Source organism: Sphingobacterium multivorum, from assembly GCF_900457465.1.
Lineage (GTDB): Bacteria > Bacteroidota > Bacteroidia > Sphingobacteriales > Sphingobacteriaceae > Sphingobacterium > Sphingobacterium multivorum.
In genome coordinates this window covers 1,818,710-1,841,345 of sequence record NZ_UAUU01000011.1, presented here as the reverse complement: position 1 = coordinate 1,841,345, position 22,636 = coordinate 1,818,710, and the positions used below count along the sequence as shown (strand labels likewise).

General features: G+C 39.9%; 19 protein-coding genes and 1 tRNA gene. 15 read left to right on the top strand and 5 right to left on the bottom strand.

Annotated features, from left to right (window positions below):
- Nucleotides 1-119 precede the first annotated feature (119 nt).
- Entirely contained in the window at nt 120-1,739 is a 1,620-nt protein-coding gene (gene pckA / locus DTA23_RS25455) for a phosphoenolpyruvate carboxykinase (ATP) (protein WP_112376606.1), read from the bottom strand.
- 281 nt (nt 1,740-2,020) lie between these two features.
- On the opposite strand from pckA, the gene DTA23_RS25450 reads away from it, so the two are divergent.
- Nucleotides 2,021-2,857: an MBL fold metallo-hydrolase gene (locus DTA23_RS25450; protein WP_112376373.1), complete on the top strand. Its 837-nt coding sequence runs from the start codon at nt 2,021-2,023 to the stop codon at nt 2,855-2,857.
- Nucleotides 2,858-2,946: 89 nt separating this feature from the next.
- On the opposite strand, the gene DTA23_RS25445 is transcribed toward DTA23_RS25450, so the two are convergent.
- From DTA23_RS25445 to rpe, 4 genes are all read right to left on the bottom strand, one after another.
- On the bottom strand, nt 2,947-3,819 hold the full coding sequence (locus tag DTA23_RS25445) for a hypothetical protein (protein WP_112376605.1): 873 nt from the start codon (nt 3,817-3,819) through the stop codon (nt 2,947-2,949).
- Nucleotides 3,820-4,077: 258 nt separating this feature from the next.
- On the bottom strand, nt 4,078-6,342 hold the full coding sequence (locus DTA23_RS25440) for an aconitate hydratase (protein WP_046672871.1): 2,265 nt from the start codon (nt 6,340-6,342) through the stop codon (nt 4,078-4,080).
- 49 nt (nt 6,343-6,391) lie between these two features.
- Complete coding sequence (locus tag DTA23_RS25435; protein WP_070561104.1) at nt 6,392-9,154, bottom strand: bifunctional aconitate hydratase 2/2-methylisocitrate dehydratase; 2,763 nt, start codon at nt 9,152-9,154, stop codon at nt 6,392-6,394.
- 340 nt (nt 9,155-9,494) lie between these two features.
- Complete coding sequence (gene rpe, locus DTA23_RS25430; protein ID WP_112376372.1) at nt 9,495-10,193, bottom strand: ribulose-phosphate 3-epimerase; 699 nt, start codon at nt 10,191-10,193, stop codon at nt 9,495-9,497.
- Between the two features lie 151 nt (nt 10,194-10,344).
- On the opposite strand from rpe, the gene DTA23_RS25425 reads away from it, so the two are divergent.
- The 14 genes from DTA23_RS25425 to metI all read left to right on the top strand — a co-directional run bounded on the left by DTA23_RS25425 (nt 10,345) and on the right by metI (nt 22,625).
- Nucleotides 10,345-12,090: an HD family phosphohydrolase gene (locus DTA23_RS25425; RefSeq protein ID WP_256604679.1), complete on the top strand. Its 1,746-nt coding sequence runs from the start codon at nt 10,345-10,347 to the stop codon at nt 12,088-12,090.
- Nucleotides 12,053-12,463 carry a hypothetical protein gene (locus DTA23_RS29985; RefSeq protein WP_256604678.1) on the top strand — a complete coding sequence of 137 codons (411 nt, stop codon included), beginning with the start codon at nt 12,053-12,055 and terminating at the stop codon, nt 12,461-12,463. The genes DTA23_RS25425 and DTA23_RS29985 overlap by 38 nt, the downstream gene beginning before the upstream one ends.
- A 127-nt stretch (nt 12,464-12,590) precedes the next feature.
- A tRNA-Ser gene (locus tag DTA23_RS25420) sits at nt 12,591-12,677 on the top strand.
- Nucleotides 12,678-12,937: 260 nt separating this feature from the next.
- A complete protein-coding gene (locus DTA23_RS25415; protein ID WP_112376371.1) occupies nt 12,938-13,825 on the top strand; it encodes an MBL fold metallo-hydrolase in 888 nt (295 codons plus the stop codon).
- Between the two features lie 232 nt (nt 13,826-14,057).
- A complete protein-coding gene (locus tag DTA23_RS25410; protein ID WP_112376370.1) occupies nt 14,058-14,930 on the top strand; it encodes an SH3 domain-containing protein in 873 nt (290 codons plus the stop codon).
- Nucleotides 14,931-14,977: 47 nt separating this feature from the next.
- Nucleotides 14,978-16,759, top strand: coding sequence for a hypothetical protein (locus DTA23_RS25405; RefSeq protein ID WP_112376369.1), 1,782 nt, complete (start codon nt 14,978-14,980; stop codon nt 16,757-16,759).
- Nucleotides 16,760-16,785: 26 nt separating this feature from the next.
- Nucleotides 16,786-17,346 (top strand): hypothetical protein, encoded by a 561-nt coding sequence (locus DTA23_RS25400; RefSeq protein WP_112376368.1) that lies wholly within the window; start codon nt 16,786-16,788, stop codon nt 17,344-17,346.
- A 599-nt stretch (nt 17,347-17,945) separates the two neighbouring features.
- Entirely contained in the window at nt 17,946-18,620 is a 675-nt protein-coding gene (locus tag DTA23_RS25390) for a DUF3347 domain-containing protein (RefSeq protein ID WP_112376366.1), read from the top strand.
- The gene (locus DTA23_RS30775) at nt 18,541-18,783 is read left to right on the top strand and encodes a DUF3347 domain-containing protein (RefSeq protein WP_112376365.1); all 243 of its coding nucleotides are present in this window, start codon (nt 18,541-18,543) and stop codon (nt 18,781-18,783) included. The genes DTA23_RS25390 and DTA23_RS30775 overlap by 80 nt, the downstream gene beginning before the upstream one ends.
- A 177-nt stretch (nt 18,784-18,960) precedes the next feature.
- On the top strand, nt 18,961-19,290 hold the full coding sequence (locus tag DTA23_RS25380) for an NAD-dependent epimerase/dehydratase family protein (protein ID WP_112376364.1): 330 nt from the start codon (nt 18,961-18,963) through the stop codon (nt 19,288-19,290).
- A gap of 149 nt (nt 19,291-19,439) precedes the next feature.
- Nucleotides 19,440-19,871: a DUF1731 domain-containing protein gene (locus DTA23_RS25375; RefSeq protein WP_112376363.1), complete on the top strand. Its 432-nt coding sequence runs from the start codon at nt 19,440-19,442 to the stop codon at nt 19,869-19,871.
- Between the two features lie 78 nt (nt 19,872-19,949).
- Nucleotides 19,950-20,810 (top strand): fumarylacetoacetate hydrolase family protein, encoded by an 861-nt coding sequence (locus tag DTA23_RS25370; RefSeq protein WP_112376362.1) that lies wholly within the window; start codon nt 19,950-19,952, stop codon nt 20,808-20,810.
- A gap of 149 nt (nt 20,811-20,959) precedes the next feature.
- Nucleotides 20,960-21,979 (top strand): methionine ABC transporter ATP-binding protein, encoded by a 1,020-nt coding sequence (locus DTA23_RS25365; RefSeq protein WP_112376361.1) that lies wholly within the window; start codon nt 20,960-20,962, stop codon nt 21,977-21,979.
- Entirely contained in the window at nt 21,972-22,625 is a 654-nt protein-coding gene (gene metI, locus DTA23_RS25360) for a methionine ABC transporter permease MetI (protein ID WP_046672885.1), read from the top strand. The genes DTA23_RS25365 and metI overlap by 8 nt, the downstream gene beginning before the upstream one ends.
- Nucleotides 22,626-22,636 lie beyond the last annotated feature (11 nt).

Below are 22,636 nucleotides of genomic sequence, written 5' to 3'. Positions count from 1 at the left end.
GAACAGTTCTGTGAAATAATCAACAAACAACTCACAAATCTATCGCATAGCCATATTTAATAAAAAAGCTGCCTCAATAAATTTGAGACAGCTTCGTTTTTTTATAATATTAAAACGAATTAAGATACAAGTATCGTAGTTTCTATTTTAGGTCCTGCGGCCAGCACGGAGTCCGGCATTTCATTATTGAATTTTTCAAAATTCGAAATGAACAGCTTCGCCAAGCGTTTTGCTTGCATGTCATAAGCCTCATCATTGTTCCATAAACCGCGTGCATCTAAAATTTGTGCAGGAACATGCTCTCCACAGCTCGTTGGATATTCCAATCCAAAAATATCATGCTTATTAAACTGAGATTCCAGTAGTGAACCGTCCATGGCCGCGCGAATTAGCGATCGTGTATAATTCAGCTTAATACGTCTACCTATTCCGTAAGGACCAGCAATCCAGCCTGTATTCACTAGCCAAACTTTGATGTTACGATTTTGCTCTAGTTTCGAACGCAGCAAGGCCGCATATTTTGAAGGATGGAGCGGTAAAAATGCCTGTCCAAAACAGGTTGAAAATGCTGCTGTAGGCTCCTTTATCCCGACCTCTGTACCGGCAACCTTTGCTGTATAACCACTGACAAAATGATATACCGCCTGATCGGTGGTCAACAATGAAATGGAAGGAAGTACTCCAAAAGCATCTGCTGTAAGGAAAAAAATATTTTCTGGTTCATTGCCAATTCCATTTATTTCGGCATTTTCCATAAAATCGATGGGATAGGATACCCTCGTATTCTCTGTCTTGCTAATATCGTTATAGTCAGGTCGATCAAATTCATCCAACACAACATTTTCAAGGAGAGCCCCAAAACGAATTGCGTGAAAGATCTCAGGTTCTTTGTCTTCTGACAACCCTACACATTTGGCGTAGCAGCCGCCTTCGAAATTGAATATTCCCCTTTCGCTCCATCCATGCTCATCATCACCAATCAACTTTCTGTTTCTATCAGCCGACAGGGTCGTTTTCCCTGTACCTGAAAGTCCGAAAAATAACGCTGTCTCCCCTTCCTTCGAAGTGTTCGCCGAGCAGTGCATAGAAAGCACATTATGCTGGAATGGCAAAATAAAGTTCAATATTGAAAAAATACTCTTTTTAATCTCCCCCGTGTAACCGGTCCCTGCAATCAGTACTATCTTTTTTGTAAAGTCAATCGCGACAAAATTTTCGTTGATAATGCCATATTGATGCGGCTCATCGATAAGCAGCGTCGGGGCGGCTAAAATCGACCAGGCTGGCTGGGCATCTGGATTTGGCTCCGGCCGTAGAAACAGGTTATTGGCAAATATACTTTGATAAGCTGTTTCCGTAACAACACGTAAATCTATTTGATAAGCTGGATCAGCCCCTGCAGCACAATCTCTTACATAGATGATTTGATCACTTAAGTGAGCCGCTACTTTCGAGAGTAGTGCTTCGAAATTAGCCGGAGACATTCGTTGATTGATCTCTCCCCACCAAACGCTATCTTTAGTTAAAGAATCTTCGACCAGAAACCGATCTTTTGGCGATCTTCCAGTAAATTTCCCTGTATCAGCAGCTAGCGCTCCCGTATCAGAAAGTCGACCTTCGTGATTTGCTAAGGCATGTTCGACCAATTCAGAAACAGGCAATTGATAAAATACATTTTTTGTACTATCAATTTTTAAATATTTCAAATCAGGCGCGTTTCCAATGTTACCCTTTTTCATATTTTTTGTTTGTTTTAAAATGTGCCCAAATTTAAAGGCATTTTTCGCTAAAAACAAAACTTAATTACCTAAAAATCAAGCTTATTGTACAAAAAACACAAAAACAAAACACTCATTAACAGCAACTTATAGAGGTAAAAAAAATTAAACTTTTTAGCATATTTTTTTAGCACATCAATTTATCACCATCAAAAAATATCACATATTTTTCGTAAATTGTTCCAAGCTTTACAAATATTAATAAGGTAAAAACAGATCATTAAAAGACATATCATCTGCGAATGAAATTACATGCCATAGAAACGGGATTTTTCAAACTTGATGGCGGTGCAATGTTTGGCGTTGTCCCCAAGAGTATCTGGAACAAAACAAACCCGGCCGACTCAAACAATATGTGTACCTGGGGAAACCGCCTGCTCCTCATCGAGGACAGTAATCGTTTAATGCTGGTCGATACAGGATTGGGAGACAAACAAAATGAAAAATTCTTCAGCTATTATTATCTTCATGGCGATGCAACGCTGGATAAATCATTAAAAAATAGTGGGTTTGACAGAAGTGATATCACCGATGTCATCCTTACACACCTGCATTTCGATCATTGTGGTGGCGCTATCGCCCGCCAAGGTGAACAACTCGTTCCGGCTTTTAAAAATGCTCATTTTTGGAGCAATAGCGACCATTGGTCTTGGGCTACCGATCCTAATCCACGCGAAAAAGCTTCTTTCTTAAAAGAGAACATTTTACCAATACAAGAGAGTGGGCAATTAAAATTTGTCGAAGATCACCAAAATCCTTTCGGAAGCAATATTGCTATCCGTTATGCACACGGTCATACAGAAGCGATGATGCTGCCTCAGATACTGTATAAAGGCAAAACGATCCTCTATATGGCGGATCTATTGCCATCGGTGGGACATATCCCCATTCCTTATGTTATGAGCTATGATGTTAGACCTCTCGTGACCATGGAGGAACGCAACAGCTATTGGAATGAGATCGTCGATAATGAATACATCTTATTTTTCGAACACGATCCGATACATGAATGCTGTACACTTCAGCGTACTGAAAAAGGTATTCGGGTAAAGGATATTTTCAAACTGAGCGACATTTAGCTGAGACGTTTATAGAAGATGAAATAGGATATAAAAAGAATATACAAAAAAGGCTACTTTAAAGTAGCCTTTTTTGTATCGAATATATTTTAAAACCTAAAGCCCAAAGCCCAGTAATTTTCAAAAAACCATATTTGTTGAGAGGCTTTATCTACGCCTCTTCTTCCAGTTGTACGAATGTTTGTTAAATCAGTCCAGCCCGTTTTGAAATTCCCCTGAAGGTAGAGTCCTTTATAAAAACGATAGTGCAAACCAACTTTTGCCGAAGCGCCATACCCTGCAATGTTCCAAAAATGGTTGGCTCCTTCACCAAAAAGATGTACGTCGGAACGAGGAATCAATAAGCCTACATCCACACCCGATTCCATCGTCAATACCTGTTGACCCTTGCGGTTATTGATGATGTCGTCATAACGCTCTAGCCCTACTGAGGCAAAGTTATAGCCATCGGTGTGTTCAAATGTCAGCATGGCGGAGTCTACAGTAATCAATTCACCGTTATATTGACCAGCGCGATTTCCTGTCGGAATACCAGGGTTAGAAATCTCTTCACCGATAAAACCCGAAATTTTCACCTGTTGCGGAATATCGACCACATATTTCATATGGTCCCATCCCAATGAAATGGAATAATTATCCTTGATATAATAACCAAAGTGCAGATTAAATTGCGGAATAGTCAGTCTGCTTGGATCAAAATACGTTGAACCAAATTTAGTTGGCCTGTCACCCGCTTTTACATCATGCAGAATAAAATCATAATTAGGTCCCGTAAAATGAATATCTGATTTCGCGTAAGAAGAGAAGTTGTACCCCCAAAAGAAGAAGAATTTGCCCTTGTTACTCTCTGTTCTCAAATTTTTCGGTTTGAAAATGCTTTTTCCTATCTCAGGATTTTCTTGGGCAATTAAGGCAGAAACACTTAGTGCAAGTGCTCCAATCGTTAAAAATATTTTTCTCATATCGGTGCTAAAAACGTTGGGCAAAAGTACCGGCATTCTATTTTATAAGCAAATAAAAACAGTGGAAATTGGTAAAATATGACGAAGATCACAGAAATGTCATTCGATTTAAAAAACAAACCTTCTTGACTTCTCAAGCACCGAGAGCAGTTAAAGCAAACTAGCAAGTTCTTTCTGTCGAATAACATCAGACACTTTCAAAAAAAGCTGCTTCCCATTTCCAGGAAAGCAGCTTTTCATTTTATTTCTAAAGAATTATTATCCTTGATTTTTGCGGATGATATTCAAAGCTCCACCGGCTTTAAACCACTCGATTTGTTGCGCATTGTAGGTATGATTCGCCAAAATCTCTTCCGAAGTACCATCAGCATGATGTAACACAAGCGTTAATGGTTTACCTGGAGCAAATTCTGTCAGACCGATAATATCAATGGTATCATTCTCCTGAATCTTGTTATAATCGTCTTTATTTGCAAACGTTAATCCCAACATACCTTGTTTTTTCAGGTTTGTTTCGTGAATACGGGCAAAAGACTTAACTAAAACAGCACGAACACCTAAATGACGAGGTTCCATCGCAGCATGCTCGCGGGAAGAACCTTCACCGTAGTTTTCATCTCCGACCACAATTGAACCAATACCGTGTGCTTTATAGTCCCGCTGTGTTGCAGGAACAGGACCATATTCGCCTGTAAGTTGATTTTTAACGCTATCAGTCTTCTCATTGAAGAAATTCAAGGCGCCAATCAACATGTTATTTGAGATATTATCCAAGTGACCACGGTATTTCAACCAAGGACCAGCCATAGAAATATGGTCAGTAGTACATTTACCTTTCGCCTTAATCAATAGTTTCAACCCTTTCAAATCTGTACCTTCCCATGGAGCAAAAGGCTCCAACAATTGAAGACGATCAGAAGTAGGCGCTACATCAACCACCACCGAACTACCATCAGCAGCTGGCGCTTGGTACCCTGGGTCATCTACCGCAAATCCCTTTGTTGGCAACTCATCCCCCACAGGTGGATCCAGCTTCACTTGTTCACCCTTGTTGTTTGTCAAAGTGTCAGTTACCGGATTGAAACCCAAATCACCAGAAATCGCAATCGCTGCTACCAATTCTGGCGATGCAACAAAGGCATAGGTATTAGGATTACCATCTGCACGTTTTGCAAAGTTACGATTGAAAGAATGAACGATTGTATTTTTCTCTTGTTTATCGGCCCCTACACGATCCCACATACCGATACATGGACCACATGCATTTGTAAAAATTGTCGCATTGAGATCTTCAAAAGTTTTCAGCAAACCATCGCGATCAGCCGTAAAACGCACTTGCTCTGACCCTGGATTAATACCGAATTCAGCTTTTGTGATAAGCCCTTTATCAACAGCCTGTCTTGCAATAGAAGCCGCACGTGACAAGTCTTCATAGGAAGAGTTTGTACATGAACCGATCAATCCCCATTCAACTTGCAGAGGCCAGCCATTTTTCGTTGCTTCTTCACGCATGCGTGAAACCGGAGTATACAAATCTGGCGTAAAAGGACCGTTTAGAGAAGGCTCTAATTCAGACAGATTGATTTCAATTAACTGATCAAAATATTGTTCTGGGTCAGCATAGACCTCAGCATCCGCAGTCAAATGCTGTTTTATAGCATTGGCCGCATCAGCTACTTCGGCACGACCCGTAGCGCGCAGATAACGTTCCATCGATTCGTCATAACCGAAAGTTGAGGTTGTTGCACCAATTTCAGCACCCATGTTACAGATGGTTCCCTTACCTGTACACGATAGCGACTCCGCACCTTCGCCAAAATACTCGACAATGGCACCAGTTCCACCCTTTACAGTCAAAATACCCGCGACTTTGAGGATCACATCTTTTGCTGCCGCCCATCCACTCAATTTACCCGTTAATTTTACACCGATCAGTTTCGGGAATTTAAGTTCCCAAGGTAAACCTGCCATCACATCACACGCATCAGCACCACCCACACCGATCGCAACCATACCTAAACCACCGGCATTCACCGTATGCGAGTCTGTACCGATCATCATACCGCCTGGAAACGCATAGTTTTCCAAAACGACTTGGTGAATAATACCAGCTCCGGGTTTCCAAAAACCGATACCATATTTATTGGATACAGAACTCAAAAAGTTGAATACTTCAGAACTTTCGCTTTTAGCACGAGCCAAATCTTTATCCGCACCCTCTTTCGCCTGAATCAGGTGATCACAGTGTACAGTAGAAGGAACCGCTACCTTTGGACGCCCAGCTTGCATAAATTGCAATAATGCCATCTGTGCAGTTGCATCCTGCATAGCAACGCGATCTGGGGCAAAGTCAACGTAAGAAACGCCACGTTTGTAATCCTCAGTAGCATTGCCATCCCAAAGGTGGGCATACAAAATTTTCTCAGATAAAGTCAAAGGTTTGTTAACCACCTGACGAGCAGCAGAAATGCGCTCATCATATTGGCTATAGACCTTTTTAATCATATCTATATCAAAAGCCATATCTCTCTAATTTATGTTGTTTAATTAAGTTACTAAACCCTATCACTAATTATTTTGTTGGAATAGGCGCAAACTTCGTTAAGTTAATGCCTTCCACAGCAGCTTTATATTCTTCAATATTCGGAATCCGGCCCAAAATCGCTGAAAGAACAACAACCGGAGTTGATGCTAATAAAGACTCCCCTTTTTTACCATCTCTGTCTTCAACGACACGTCCTTGGAATAAACGGGTTGACGTAGCCATTACCGTGTCACCTTTAGCTGCTTTCTCCTGGTTACCCATACAAAGGTTACAACCAGGACGCTCCAAATACATAATATTCTCGTATTCAGTACGCGCAGTACTTTTTGGTAAAGCATCGCTAAATTCAAATCCAGAGTACTTTTGTAAAAATTCCCAATCGCCTTCCGCTTTTAGCTCATCAATGATATTGTATGTTGGCGCTGCAACGACCAAAGGCGCTTCAAACGTAACAACACCTTTTTGCTGTTCAATGTTTTTCAACATCTTCGATACGATCTTCAAATCGTCTTTGTGAACCATACAAGAACCGACGAAACCTAAATCCACCTTTTTGTTTCCACCGTAGTAAGAAAGATCGCGAATTGTATCGTGTGTATAACGTTTCGAAACATCTGCATTATTCACATCCGGGTCGGCGATCATCGGTTCTTCGATAATATCCAGATCAATAACAACTTCAGCGTAATACTTCGCATTGGTGTCCGGAGTTAAAGCAGGCTTAGCACCAGATTTAATTTCCTCAATACGTTTGTTCGCTTTGTCAATTAAGCCCTGCAAAACATTGTTTTTGTTTTCCATGCCTTTATCAATCATAATCTGGATACGGTTTTTAGCGATTTCCAATGATTCGATCAGCGTATTATCCTGTGAAATACAAATAGAAGCTTTCGCTTTCATTTCTGCAGTCCAGTCTGTAAAAGTAAATGCCTGATCCGCTAAAAGCGTACCGATATGAACCTCAATAATTCGACCTTGGAACACATTTTCACCAGCAAACTGTTGCAACATCTGCGCTTGTGTCGCATGAACCACATCACGGAAATCCATGTGTTCTTTCATACTGCCTTTAAACGTAACTTTGACCGATTCAGGAATTGGCATAGAAGCTTCACCTGTCGCTAAAGCTAGCGCCACCGTACCGGAGTCAGCACCAAAAGCAACACCCTTAGACATACGGGTATGTGAATCACCTCCGATAATGATTGCCCACTCATCGATGGTAATATCATTTAATACCTTATGAATAACGTCCGTCATCGAATGATACACCCCTTGAGGGTCGCGTGCTGTGATCAATCCAAAATCATTCATAAATTTCATCAATTTAGGAATATTGGCTTGTGCTTTTTTATCCCATACCGATGCAGTATGACAACCTGATTGATAAGCCCCGTCTACTGTAGGCGAAATTACTGTAGCAGCCATCGCCTCTAACTCCTGCGCAGTCATCAAACCTGTCGTATCTTGCGAGCCAACGATATTCACCTTCACACGCACGTCAGAACCAGCATGTAATACCTTACCTGGCGTTACACCTACCGCATTTTTATTGAAGATTTTCTCCACTGCCGTTAGACCCTGGCCTTCAATTGTAATTTCTTTTGAAGGGGCAAATACTGCTGGCGCTTGAATACCTAAAGTTTCCGCTGCAAAAGTTTGGATCTTTTTACCAAAGACAATAGCATAAGAACCACCTGCTTTAATAAATTCCATTTTTTGAGGAGTCAAAGCTTTCGAAATATCGATTAGCTCCTGCTCGCCGTTATATAATTTTTTAGTCTTGGTATTAATTGTTAAGACAGTACCTGTAGCAACAGAATAAGCTTCTTCAAGAATTGGCTCGTTTTTCTCATTACGGATTACGTTACCATTTTCATCCACTTTCTTCACCCAGTTTTTAAGGTCTATACCGATACCTCCGGTTACGTCCACTGTTGTCAAGAAAATTGGGGAGATACCATTCGTACCACCAACAATTGGTGCAATGTTGACAAAAGGAACGTAAGGGCTCGCTTGTTTACCGGTCCATAGTGCAACGTTGTTTACACCCGACATACGAGATGACCCCACTCCCATTGTTCCTTTCTCAGCAATTAACATAACGCTTTTACCAGGGTGTTGCGCCTGTAATTCAACGATCTGTTGCTGTGCTTCAGGTGTGATCATACATTTTCCATGTAATTCACGATCTGAACGCGAGTGTGCCTGGTTACCTGGCGACAATAAATCTGTCGAGATATCACCTTCACCAGCGATAAAAGTAACCACTTGAATTTCCTCAGCAACCTCAGGCAGTTTCGTAAAAAACTCTGCTTTTGCATAGCTTTCTAAAATATCTTTCGCAACTTCATTGCCTTGCTCAAAAGCTTCTTTCAAACGAGCAGTATCTGCGTCGTATAAGAAAACTTGTGTTTTAAGAACCTCAGCCGCCTGTTTTGCAATAGCTAGGTCTGTGCCCAAAGCCAGGTCCAATAAGACCCTGATCGAAGGACCACCCTTCATATGTGACAACAATTCAAAAGCAAAATCAGGTGTAATTTCAGCAACAACTGATTGACCCAAAATAATTTCCTTCAGAAATTGTGCTTTAACACCCGCTGCAGGCGTAGTACCCGGCAACGTGTTGTAAATAAACAATCTTAAAGATTCAGCTCTATTTTCATTGTTTAAATCTTTAATCTGAGCAATTACCTCACTTAGTAATTCTGCTCCATCAATAGGCTTAGGATGTAATCCTTGGCCTTCTCGTTCTACAACCTCTTGTACGTAATCGTTGTAAATACTCATAGATATCTATCTTTCTATTTTATGGGCAGCATAAAAACACATTATCTTTCTACGCCACCATGTCTGTTATATAATTAAGCTAATACGCCATCTATCGGGTCCCCCTAACAAATCACAAATTAACCCTTCCACTTCATGTTTTGAAGTTGATTCATTTGTCGTAAATCAACTTGTATGACTAATTACAAAAATAGTGAAAATCCAACTTTAAACGCATGCATTCCATTTATTTAAATCAATTTGGAATTGTTCTAAACAGAACTTATGCAATCCCGCCATCTTTCTTTGCAATCCACTATTTTGCATTTATTTCTTTCAAAAAAAAAGGTGATTTATATTATCAAATCACCTTTTCCTTTAATATACTTTCTACAGTTATATCAATGTCTTTTAATGCTTTCACAGTTTCCAAAGGATCTGTCGCGTTGAAGACAAATGAACCTGCCACCAGCACATCTGCTCCCGCTTTCAATAACTGTGCTGCATTCGCAGTCGTTACTCCTCCATCGATTTCAATCAGCAGTCCATTATTCACGCCCTGTGCCATCGTCCTTAGTTCCTGCACCTTGGCGTAGGTATTCGGAATAAATTTCTGACCACCGAACCCTGGATTAACAGACATGATACACACCAAGTCTAAATCTGCAAGAACATCTTTTAATAGAGCAACCGGTGTATGTGGATTCAATGCGACACCAGCTTTACATCCCAATTCTTTTATAGCAGCTATTGTACGATGCAAATGTGTACATGCTTCGTAGTGCACTGTAATGATCTCAGCACCCGAATCTTTACATACTTGCAGATAACGATCGGGGTCAACAATCATCAAATGTACATCCAAAGGTTTAGCAGCATGTTTTGCAATAGCCTGCATAACTGGAAATCCAAAAGAGATATTTGGAACGAAAACCCCGTCCATAATATCAATATGAAACCAATCTGCCTCACTGTTGTTTACCATGATAATATCATCGTATAATTTTGCAAAGTCTGCAGCAAGAACGGATGGTGCAATTAGATGTGATTTTGTTGACATGTTGTATTTTTTTTGCAAAGATAACAAGTATTTTTTGTTCATCACAGCATTTACCCGATTTAATACCTACAAACGACAATTGGCAGAAGCTGCAGAAAATAAATTATAACTACATTTGTATATTAACATTATATTAAAAATATAGCTCACAGTGGGAAGACTAAAAATAAAGTACAAAAGAGAATTAAATACAACGGAGAACCTCGTCCGAAAAATTGGATTAATACTTATCACTATTATTCTGATCTGTATATTCCTTCCCAAACAGCCTCGTTTTCGCTATGAATTCCAAAAGGGAAAAGTATGGAATCATGAGAATCTGATATCACCTTATAATTTTGCCATATTAAAAACGCAGGAAGAATTGAATGCGGACAAGAAAAGTATCTTGAACACGATTCAACCGATTTATAATGCCAATACGACGACAAGCAAAGAGCAAATTGATCAGTTCAATACCGATTTGGCCGAAAAATGGCAAAGCAGCAAGCTGGATACAACACATGAGAATATTGCGGATTATAGAAATGCCGGCAATGCCATCTTAAGCCATCTCTATGGTAAAGGCATCCTTTCATTGAACAATCGGTTTCAGAACCGCAGCAATGACAAATCTCCAGCTTCCAAGCATTACAATTTCACACTGATCCAGGACAAAGTTGCCAGTCAAAAAAACACGGCCGACTGTTACACCATCGAAAGCTCCTATGGTTACATGGATGAGATCATGCCCAAATTGACCAAAATAAAACAAAAGAGCTGGCTCGAGGAGACTTTAAAAAACTATATTACCATTAACTATATTTATAACGACCAGCAGACGGAGGCCTTGGAACAGAATGCCATTGCTAATATTTCAGCGACACGGGGTGTAGTCCAAAAAGGCGAACTGATCGCCGAAAAAGAAAAAATAATTTCCAATGAAACTTACCAGAAACTCGAATCGCTCCGGAAGGTATACGAAGATGAAGGCAAGATCAGTGGTAATCAAAATTATGTGACATTAGGGCAATTTCTAATCATCTCGCTCGCCCTTTCAATTCTAATGGTTTTCCTTTTTCTTTTCCGCAAGGACATCTATTTCAACAATAGATTGCTGGTCATTATCATGATTGTCATTATAGGTATGCTCGGCGTCCTATCCTGGGCCATTAAAATCAAGATACCGAATCTCTACTATATGCCGTTTTGTGCTGTCCCTATTATAATCCGTATTCTTTTTGATACACGGGTTGCACTCAACATCCATCTGTTGATGGTACTGCTGGCGGGTCTTTTTGTACCAAATAGTTTTGAGTTTGTCTTCCTGCAATTTATGGCGGGAATCGTCGCAATCTATAGTATTAAAACATTGGTCAAACGGGAGCAGCTGTTCATTTCCTCGGCTATCATCCTCGGTACCTATTGGATTGCTTATATCGGCTTGGTCGTCACAAGAAACGGATCAATAGACACCATTTACTGGTCTGACCTTCTTCCCTTTTTCGTAAGCGTAATGATCACCTTATTGGCTTATCCGATGATCTATGCATTCGAAAAGTTGTTTGGTATTGTCTCTGATCTCACACTCATGGAACTTACCAATAGTAATTCCAAATTATTGCGGGAACTTTCTTTTAAAGCTCCGGGAACCTTTCAGCACTCCCTACAGGTGGCTAATCTAGCGGAAGCCGCTATCTACAAAATCGGCGGGAATCCACTGTTGGTCCGCGCCGGAGCCCTATACCACGATATCGGAAAATTGACAAACCCTCAATTTTTCATCGAGAATCAGAAGACAGAAAAAAATCCGCATGACGAGCTTTCACCGGAACAAAGTGCGCAGATTATTATATCACATGTCATCAAAGGGGTCGATATTGCCAAAAAAACATCAATTGCCCGACGTGATCCTTGATTTTATCCGCACACACCACGGAACGACGCGTGTTGACTATTTTTATAACGTTTTTGTCAAGAACAATCCCGACAAACTGGTGGATGAGTCTTTATTTACCTACCCCGGCCCTATTCCTTTTTCAAAGGAAACAGCCGTACTCATGATGGCAGATTCGGTCGAAGCCGCATCCCGTGCGTTAAAAGAACCATCGGAAGAGTCTATCAATAATCTTGTCGATAAGATTATTGAACATAAATTGATGCGGGGACAGTTCAATAATAGTAACATTACGCTAAAAGATATCACTGAATCGGCAGTTATTTTTAAGGCAATGCTCAAAAGCATCTACCATGTTCGGGTAGATTACGATTTAAGCAAAAAAACAATGTAATTTTAATTGTCAAACAACAAATTGAATTTCAAACGCTTATTGCAACGTTACATTTTTTTTGCATTTTTTTTATTATTTAGACTTTGCAGAATCAAATAATTGCCTTATGTTTGCAATGTCAAAACGAGGAAGGGTGCCTGAGTGGCCGAAAGGAACAGTTTGCTAAACTGTCGTACTGGAAACGGTACCGCGGGTTCGAATCCCGCCTCTTCCGCAGACAAAAGCGCTTTCAGAGGTATCAGAAAGCGCTTTTTTTGTTTCTGGCGCCAAGGCAGCACCAAATAGCCATCTCGCCTACCGTTGCTATTTGACATTCTTTATTTAACTCCGGCCCATAAAATTGCATTCCTGAACATCGTTGTACAGTCTTTAGGCCCCAATAAGTATTGCAAATATTTTATCGATTTATTACATTGTGTTTGATTTTCATAACGCTATTAGATTGTTAAAAGCAATTTGTCCAACTTTGGCAATATGAAACAGCTTAAAAGAACAGGTCATCTACAAATTCCCTTCGGTACGCTCGAACTTGTACTCCTGACAGATGGTTATTTTACGCTAGAAACATTACAGCCTACCCTTGCCCCAAAAATACCGTCTCAACTAGTCGAAATGGAACTGCAAAGGCTTTCACTTTCAACAAAGATCTACCAAGCACCCATCATCATCATGCTGATTAAACAACAGAATCGATACATACTCATTGATACTGGTGAGGGACATTATGACACCGACAAAGCCGGAAATTTAATGGAAAGTCTGCTTTTAGCGAATATTGACTGTAATAAGATAACAGATATTCTCATTACGCACGCACATCGCGACCATATCGGTGGCATATTGGATGCCGATGGTTCACCCAATTATCCAAACGCAACATACTACATGGCTAAACCCGAATTTGAGTTCTGGATGTCAGATCGTCCTGATTTTTCGAAGAGCGAAAATCCAGAAATTGCTCAAGCTAGCATCGATTTAATACGAAAAACACTCGTTGCTATTGAGGTCAAATTACAGCTATTTGAACCGGGCGATCAACTATTTTCCTGCATTCATACAGAATCAGCAGCTGTGCATACCCCAGGACATATCATCTATACAATAAAATCCGACAATAGAGCAATAACAAATCTTGTCGATCTGATACATTCACCGATCCTAGTTTCCCAGCCTCATTGGGGAACTCAATGGGATATTGACTTCAATCGTGCTGTGGATACACGGATAAAAATACTTGATCGCTGTTATCAAAAACAGACACTTGTGCTCGCATCTCATATGCCTTGGCCGGGGATAGGCTTCATTGGTAGAAAAAACAACGGTAAAGAATTGGAGTGGATTCCTAAAAACAGCATTAACTAAAATGTCTTTTCCAAAAGACACACAGCAAATAAATAATCTTCTTCAATTCCTGAAATATTCAAAATGCTCTCTTTCATAATTTTTGTTTTTCATCATATCCAATTTTTTGTAGCAAATGACATTCTCAAGGATTATCAAATATCGTTTCTGGCACTATACAAAAAAATACCTGAAACCAGTGATAAGGGGTATGGGCCAATTCAGCTATTTTTGTAGAAAAGAAGAGTGAAAAATGAAAAAGTTAATTGGATGCTATTTAATTATTTTAAGCATCGGACCACTTTGCTTAAAAGCGCAGGAAAATTTAAAGTTTGACGATAATTTCAACGTTTGGAACATACAAAAAGGCCAGTCAGCAACTGTTTTTGCAGCCAAGGCTTACGTCCGTGCTCACCCCAGTCTAAAGGCAGCAATCGTAGATTCTTTATCCGTCGGAAATGTCGTTACGATCAATAGTAATCCCATCAAAGGAAATACACTAAAAAATTTCTATGCTCCTTGGTATGAGATAAGTTATTCCGACGGTAACAGCAAAAAGAATGGATTTATTTGGCTTGGACTATTAGCGCTCGGAAAACAGACCGCATCAGACGGCTCGCAATATATTTACGGTTTTGAACGTTTCACCAAAGGTATCAACGAACAGGAACAGGATCATTTCTCAACCGGGGTAAAACTTATCGACGCAAATGGAAATTTTCTAGCTGAACACACCTTCCCTTTCGCCTATTCAGAACAAACCTTCTCCCAAAGTAAATTGCTGCCTGCAATGGGGCTGCAAAATGTCAAACACATTATTCGCATCGAATTTCTTGGCGAAGCTTGTGGCATACCCTCTGAATATAACTATGTGGCCTGGACGGGACGGCAGCTGGTTGATCTTCCTAGCCGATATTCGGTTAGTGATGCTGGTGTGTTCTATTATGATGAAAAGATTCTTTTCCCTTCCGAACACGGAAAAAATAATCAGATTATCTATAAATACATTGAAGAGGGAGAAGTTATCGACGATAATGCGGAAAATTCAAATTTTAGGGTCACAAAAAAGAGTGAAGAATTTCTATGGAACGGTATTGGCTTTGAAAAGCTTTCGAAAGCTAAATAGTATTTTAAACAGATTTCAATATACTGAATACATACAAGAATTAATAAATGGAAGAAAAGAATATATATGATTTGTTCTACAGCGGACAACTAGACCTCTTTATTATTGAAGGAGAAAATCAACTACGACAAAACGATCAAGATGTGACGCTTTGGACACACCTCGCCATCGCCTACCACGATCAGCTATTTTATGAGGGCCACGAAGCTATTTTCGATGTGATTCAGGAAAAAATGATTCCCTATTTTCAAAAAGCATTGGCCATCGAACCTAATAATGAAACGACTCTATATCATATACTGAATTATGTTTTAGACAATCAAGCAACACTAGCGCAAATTGGTCGACCAAAATCCCATATTACCGAAGACAATAAAGGTTTATTTATCGAATATGCAAAAAAATTAATCGCTTCCCCAAATATGTCCGGATATGGTCACAACTATTTAACCAATATCTACGAAGGACTCCAGGATGATACAGCGTTGCTCCCAGCTTTGGAGGAGAGTATTGATTTCGTTAAAGAAACATTCAAGGATGAACGAGAAACCTCTGATCATAATTTTTCCCTCTTTTGGATAAAGAAAATATATCTGCTCGACCGTACAAAACAGATCAACACATCCAATATTTTAGCTTTAATGAAAGCAGATTTTAAGCATTTCATCAGCAGCAATGAAATGAATTATGTGGATCTTGCTGAAATTGCTTACGAAAACAAAGCAATCGACCTAGCATTGCAGATTTTACTTAAGCTCATCAAAGGGGAAAACTCAGCCGTGCATATCCATCAGGAGCTGGTTAAATGGCATACTCGATTTGAAGAATTGATTGCCGAGGGGTATGAGCACCCTGAGGTCTTCTACTATCAGCTTATCATTGAGCGTAATTACTCGGAAGAAATCGGAATCCCCCTTGACTATTATTATCTCCATGCACTCAAATTGATCGACGCCTATCCTGACTCTTACGTCGGTTACCATTTTGCGGCAGCCTATCTCTATGACGAGGGACAGTATGCTGCTGCTATTCCATATCTGACTATGGTAGGCGAACGGAAATGGAACGCAACATCCTGGCGACGTCTTTTTGAATGCACTTTTAAAGCCAATGGAACAGTTTACGATCAGGTCCCTACTTTCAATGACCTTCCCCGTGAATGTTACAATGAAGCTGTTATGCTATCTGATTTCATTCACTCCCTGGACAACTTAACCGCAGTCGATCAGTCTGCACTACAATTGCTCGTCCTCGGACTTTACCGTCAAGCCTACGACGCCTTCAAGGACTATTTTGAACGAAATAAATACGAAAGTGACTATTTTGGAGGCAGTCACAATAGGGCCATGAATTGCAATAATCTAGCTTTAGCTTATAAAGAAGCCGGTGAATTGGAAACCTGTTACGCTATCGCAACCGAAGGATTAAGCTATTCCGACTTTGAAGAACTTCATTTCACCCGAGCCGATACCTTGTCAGCCTTGGAAGATTACGTAAGTCTCGAGCAAGTACTTCAACAGTACTTTGACACCTATCAGATCTCGTTGGAAGCCACTCTTGCGCAGCAAGAATTTACTTCGGAAGAAGACGAAGAAACGGAGTCTGCCATATTTCCTCCTTGTTACCGCATGCTTATGCATCAAATCGACGTCGAATATCAACTGGGTCGTACAGCGGACATTCAATCCCGGGCGCAACAGCTTCTCGAGTTTATTTACAAATTCTATATTGATCATCCCAATTTAGACGAATATCACTACCGTGACTTTGAAGCGTCAAAGAATGGGATCGAGCATATTATCTATCAGATTACCGAACAGGATAGTTAGCGCAACGCATCTATTATTACGAACAAATGGCTAAACAATATCCACACGAGGCCCAGCCTCAATATGTGTTGATGCAGCTATATAATGAAAAGAGCAACTACAAAGCCATGAACATCGCTGCGCAGCAATATCTTAAAAATAAACCGGAATTTATTATCGACAATTTCGACAAGGCAAAGACACTCTATCTCATCATTAAAAGCCATTATTACCTTATGGAATTTAGTGATGGTAAGGAAACATTCCAAAAGCATGATAACTGGGTACAATCGATCATGGAGCCTAATGACTATGTTCTTTGGTTAAAATTCGGCATTGAACTTTTGGCCGAAAACGGAGCTATAAATGAAGTAGATAAATACGTCAAAGTTTTCAACGGTATTTATGCCCAACACGATTGGGGTTATGACGATGATGTCGAATCGGTTAAATTGGCAGAAGCACATGTGAACTATAAAACTGGGAATCTGAAAAAAGCACACAGCTTACTGGATGAAGTGCTTTCCTATTCGGATCACTCTCCTCTGGCTGATGAATATAAACGTACCTGGAAAAAGCCAGGCTTCTTCTCTGGTTTTAAATTTTAAGTACTTCTTTTGCTTAAAAAAAAGAAAGAATTCCAAACGTCGCTCCATGTTATTCGGCCCTCTGACCCCAAATAATATGGAGCGGATTAGAAAATCCTTAATGCCAAAAAACGTTAAAAAGGAAGCAGATTCTGCCCAAAACAACTATATTTGAACTGACATGGCAATTAAGCGACTTATACTACTTTTTTTAACCTTAGGTTTTCTGTTAAGTGCACCCGGCGCTTTTGCCTGCCATAAAATGAATGCACACAGCAGTCACACCCAAGATGATGCTACCACTGACAAAAAGGACCATTGTTGTGCAAAATTTAAATCTTCCAAAAAAAAGGCTTTCTGTAAACATCATAAAGCCTGTAAAAATTGTAATTGTCAATGTGCTTATAGTTGTACGATTTTGGCAATTTCCAACCCTCTTGAAAAAGGTCATGAGCTTTGCGGTATAGCCATCAAAAAAAATTATAAACCCATAGCGCCAACATTTATTTCTGAAGGATATTTCTGTCCCTGGGTTCCGCCAAAAATAAGTTAATTCTCGTATTGATCATTTATCAATCATTTTTGATTACTTATTTTTATATATTCTTTTATCCAATCATATGAAAATCCAACACTATATCATAACAGGGGCTTTAGTGCTATCCTCTTTGACAAACTATGCACAAGACAACAACACCGTGAACAACAATGTTAAAATTGCCGGGAACTGCGGTATGTGTAAAAAAACAATAGAAAATGCAGGAGCCGCCGCTCAGGCTAAAGTTGAATGGAATGAAGACAACCAAACAGCGACAATAGCCTATGATGCAAAGAAAACGTCCTTAGATGCTGTATTGAAAAGTATCGCTGGAGCAGGCTACGACAATGAAAAATACCTTGCTGCCGAAGATACCTATGCTAAGCTACACACTTGCTGTCAATACGAGAGGAATTTAGCTCCTCCAGCTTCAGACGCCACCCAAGATGCAACCATTGCAGCGGTAGCTTCAGTAGATAACATCAGCAACGCAAGCAATTTTCAAAAGATCTATGACCAATATTTTCTGCTTAAAGATGCGCTTGTAGCAGCGGATGGTAAACGAGCTGCAGGCCTCGCAAACGATCTTGCCGATGCTATCGCCAAGGTAAAAACTGCTGATCTAACGCAAGCGGAACAGGACGTCTGGAAAACCAAAACAGGCATCACTCAAAGCCATTGTAAAGAGTCTACAACAGGCCAAGGATATCAGCAAACAACGAGAATCCTTCGCAATTTTGTCAGAAGATATCTATAGTTTGTCCAAAAACTCAAAACCATCTTCTGCTGTTTATTATCAAAAGTGCCCGATGTTTAACAAAGGTAAAGGTGCCACTTGGTTAAGCCGTCATAAAGAAATCAAAAACCCTTACTATGGCGCACAGATGCTAACCTGTGCTATCACAGTTCAAACGCTTTAACCAATAACGTCAGTTAATCGACTCTTAAAAGGTTTATCTCGTCGGGAGATAAACCTTTTTTTGTAATTGCTGCCACAATGATCGATTTTTTATAAACCAAAATAGTATATTTAATATCAGCAGAAATAGGTTCGCTTAAATGACAATATGCGTATATTATAAAACAAGGTTCGATTCATGGAAAAAGTAATTATTACAGGTGGTGCCGGAGCTATAGGTCTTCATTTAACAAAACTATTGGTTGCCAATTTCTATGAAGTTATTATTTTTACTAGAAATCCGAAATCCCATCCCGCACAGCCGAATGTCAGATACGTACACTGGGATCCCTATAAGCAAGAGATAGATGCCAAATCAATTCAGGAGGCCGATTATATCATCAACCTGGCAGGCGCAAACCTCAATGCCAAACGCTGGACAAAAACATATCAGCAAGAAATTATTGGCAGCCGGTCGAAAGTGGGAAACTGCTCTACCAAAGTCTTAAACAACTACCTAATCAGGTAAAAGCAGTTATATCTGCCTCCGCTATAGGCTGGTATGGAACGGACGATCCCTACCAAAAAAGACCTTTTACAGAAGGAGACCCACAAGGGGGCAATTTTCTATCCTGGGTTTGCAACCTCTGGGAAGGAAGCGTAAAACCTATTGAAACATTGGGAAAAAGACTCGTTGTCTTCCGTTTTGGAGTCGTTATCAGTAAGGATCAGGGAATGCTAAAAGAAATCGGACGCTTCCTACCCTTTCGTTCAGTTCCGATATTGGGTTCTGGTAAACAGATGCTCAGCTGGATCCATATCGATGACCTCTGCCGCATGCTGCTATTCGGCCTGCAGAATAATCATGTAGCCGGGATTTATAATGCCTGCTCCTCCGAACCGCTTCCGCTTGCCGAGTTTACCAAAAGAATAGCGAAACGTCAATACGGTCCATTCTACATACCCCTCCCAGTCCCATCACTGATGATTAAGCTGATGCTCGGAAAAAAAGGAGAGGAAATGGTACTCAATGGGACATGGGTGAGCAACAAAAAGATTGTTCATGAGAAATTCCCTTTTAAATATCCCTTTTGGACAATAATTGTATAGATAATTTACATATCGATTAATTGTTAATTCGCGTTAATTTCCGCCCTTTTTGGGACAAAATCCGTATATTTGCGGCTTATGAAGATTTTTAGATATGGCGCAAAGGGCTCCGAAAAAGCGGGAGTCATTTTAAACGAAAAGAAATATGATGTTTCGGAAGGAAATTTCAATATAACCGCGATTTCTTTGCGGATATTGCAAATTTGGAAAAGACTTCAAGCATATATAATTGAAAAAGGCGACAAGCTTAAAGAGATAGCCGACGACGAGCGTATTGGTACACCATTGGAAGCTCCTTCCAAAATACTTTGTGTAGGACTTAATTTCGATGATCACGTCAAAGAGACCAAATTACAACAAGCTTCCGAGCCTATTGTATTTATGAAATCTGTATCTGCATTCAATGGCCCTTTTGATGGAATTACCCTTCCGAAGTTCTCTGTAAAATCTGATTGGGAAACCGAATTTGCCATTGTAATAGGAAAAAAAGCTTCTTATGTTACTGAAGAAGAAGCTTTGGACCATGTGTTTGGCTACGTGCTACACAACGATGTGACAGAGCGTGAATTTCAAATCGAGCGTGGCGGAACCTGGGACAAAGGTAAAGGATGTGACACGTTCGCCCCTATTGGTCCGTTTATAGCAACCAAAGATGAAATCACAGATATCGATAACTTAAGAATATGGCTTAAACTCAATGGTGAAATCATGCAAGACGGCAATACAAGTGATTTTATCTATCGTGTGCCCAAATTGATCTCTTATTTAAGTCACTTTATGAGCTTACTTCCTGGCGATATCATTTCCACAGGATCGCCTGCAGGATCTGGCATGGGCAAATCTCCACAAAGATTCCTGAAAGATGGCGATGTCATCGAATATGGTATTGATGGACTTGGATCGGCAAAACAAGTGATTTCAGCTTATCAAGGTTTATAAAAAATAGATATCTGGGTTCTTTCATTCTTTTTCAGTCTGAAAGAGCCCATTTTCTTTCACTTGATTTTATTTTATCCGCGGCATTTGTGTACATTTATATCAACATCATCCATTTGTCCAACTAAAATTGCTAAATCCCTACAGGGTCAATGATTCAACTAAACAACATATCCAAATCTTTTGCGGTAAAAGCGACACGTATTGATGCTTTAAAAGACGTCTCACTGTCTATTGCAAAAGGTGAAATTTTTGGTGTAATAGGCGCTTCTGGAGCGGGTAAAAGTACTTTGATTCGTTGCGTCAACCTTTTGGAAAGGCCAGACAGTGGTCAGGTAATTATAGAAAACAACGACTTGATGTCGCTGCCTGCCAGTGATCTTATGTTAAAAAGAAGGAAAATTGGTATGATTTTCCAACACTTCAATTTGCTATCATCACGAACAGTTTATGGAAACATATCCTTCCCGCTCGAACTTGAGGGCAAATCTAAAGAATTTATCAGCGGAAAAGTGTTGGAGCTATTACGTTTGGTTGGGTTGGAAGACAAAGCCGACGTGTACCCTGCAAATCTTTCAGGAGGCCAAAAACAACGCGTTGCCATCGCGCGTGCATTAGCCAATGATCCTTACATTCTACTTTGCGATGAGGCTACAAGTGCCTTAGACCCAGCAACCACAAAATCTATCCTCAAACTGCTAAAAAAAATCAATAAGCAGCTTGATCTTACGATATTATTGATTACGCACGAGATGGATGTTATAAAAAGTATTTGCGATCAGGTTGCCGTATTAGACCACGGAAAATTGATTGAAACTGGTCCGGTAGAATCAATATTCGCCAATCCTCAGGAAACAACAACCAAAAACTTTATTCAGTCTTCACTTGAAGTTGAAATTCCACTAAGTTTTCAGGAACGCTTGAAAAGCGCTGGAAACCCACTCGTAGAAATCTATCTAACTTCAAATGAAGAATCCATCCCATTTATACAACATTTGGAACAACAATTTCAAGTCAAGACAAATATCATCACCGCTCAAATAGATTATATTGGCGAAATGAAATTTGGTGTTATATTAGCCGAACTATCGGGTGAAAAAGAAAATGTTATGCATAGTCTATCTTTCTTAAAAGAAAAGCATTCACAAACTAAAATCTTAGGCTATGTCTGATCAGGTATTTAATCTTCTGCTATCGGGTACTTTAGAAACCCTAACCATGACTTTCTTATCAGGTTTCTTTGGTTTTGTACTGGGTCTTCCACTCGGGATTTACCTGTTCTTGACCCGCAAACATCAACTGCTCGAAAACAAAGCCATGCACCAACTTGTTTCATTGCTGGTGAATGTGTTTAGGTCTATCCCCTTTATTATACTTATCGTATGGATGATTCCGTTTACACGCAACCTTGTCGGAACATCTATTGGTATGGCCGCAGCATTGGTTCCCTTGAGTATAGGTGCAGCTCCCTTTATTGCAAGACTTGTGGAAAATAGTCTTCTAGAAATTCCAAATGGCCTGATTGAGGCCTCAAGAGCAATGGGAGCAAATGCCCAACAGGTAATTTTCAAAGTTTTACTTCCTGAGGCTCTCCCCTCGCTGGTAAACAATGCAACAATTACGTTGATCACACTTGTTGGATACTCCGCGATGGGTGGCGCTGTAGGTGCCGGTGGACTTGGACAGATTGGTTATCAGTATGGTTATGTCGGATATGATACTTTTATCATGAATTCTGTTCTAATTTTATTAATTTTAATCGTATTCCTGTTACAGTATACAGGAGACTACATCTCAAAAAAAGTAAACCATCGTTAACATAAATTATA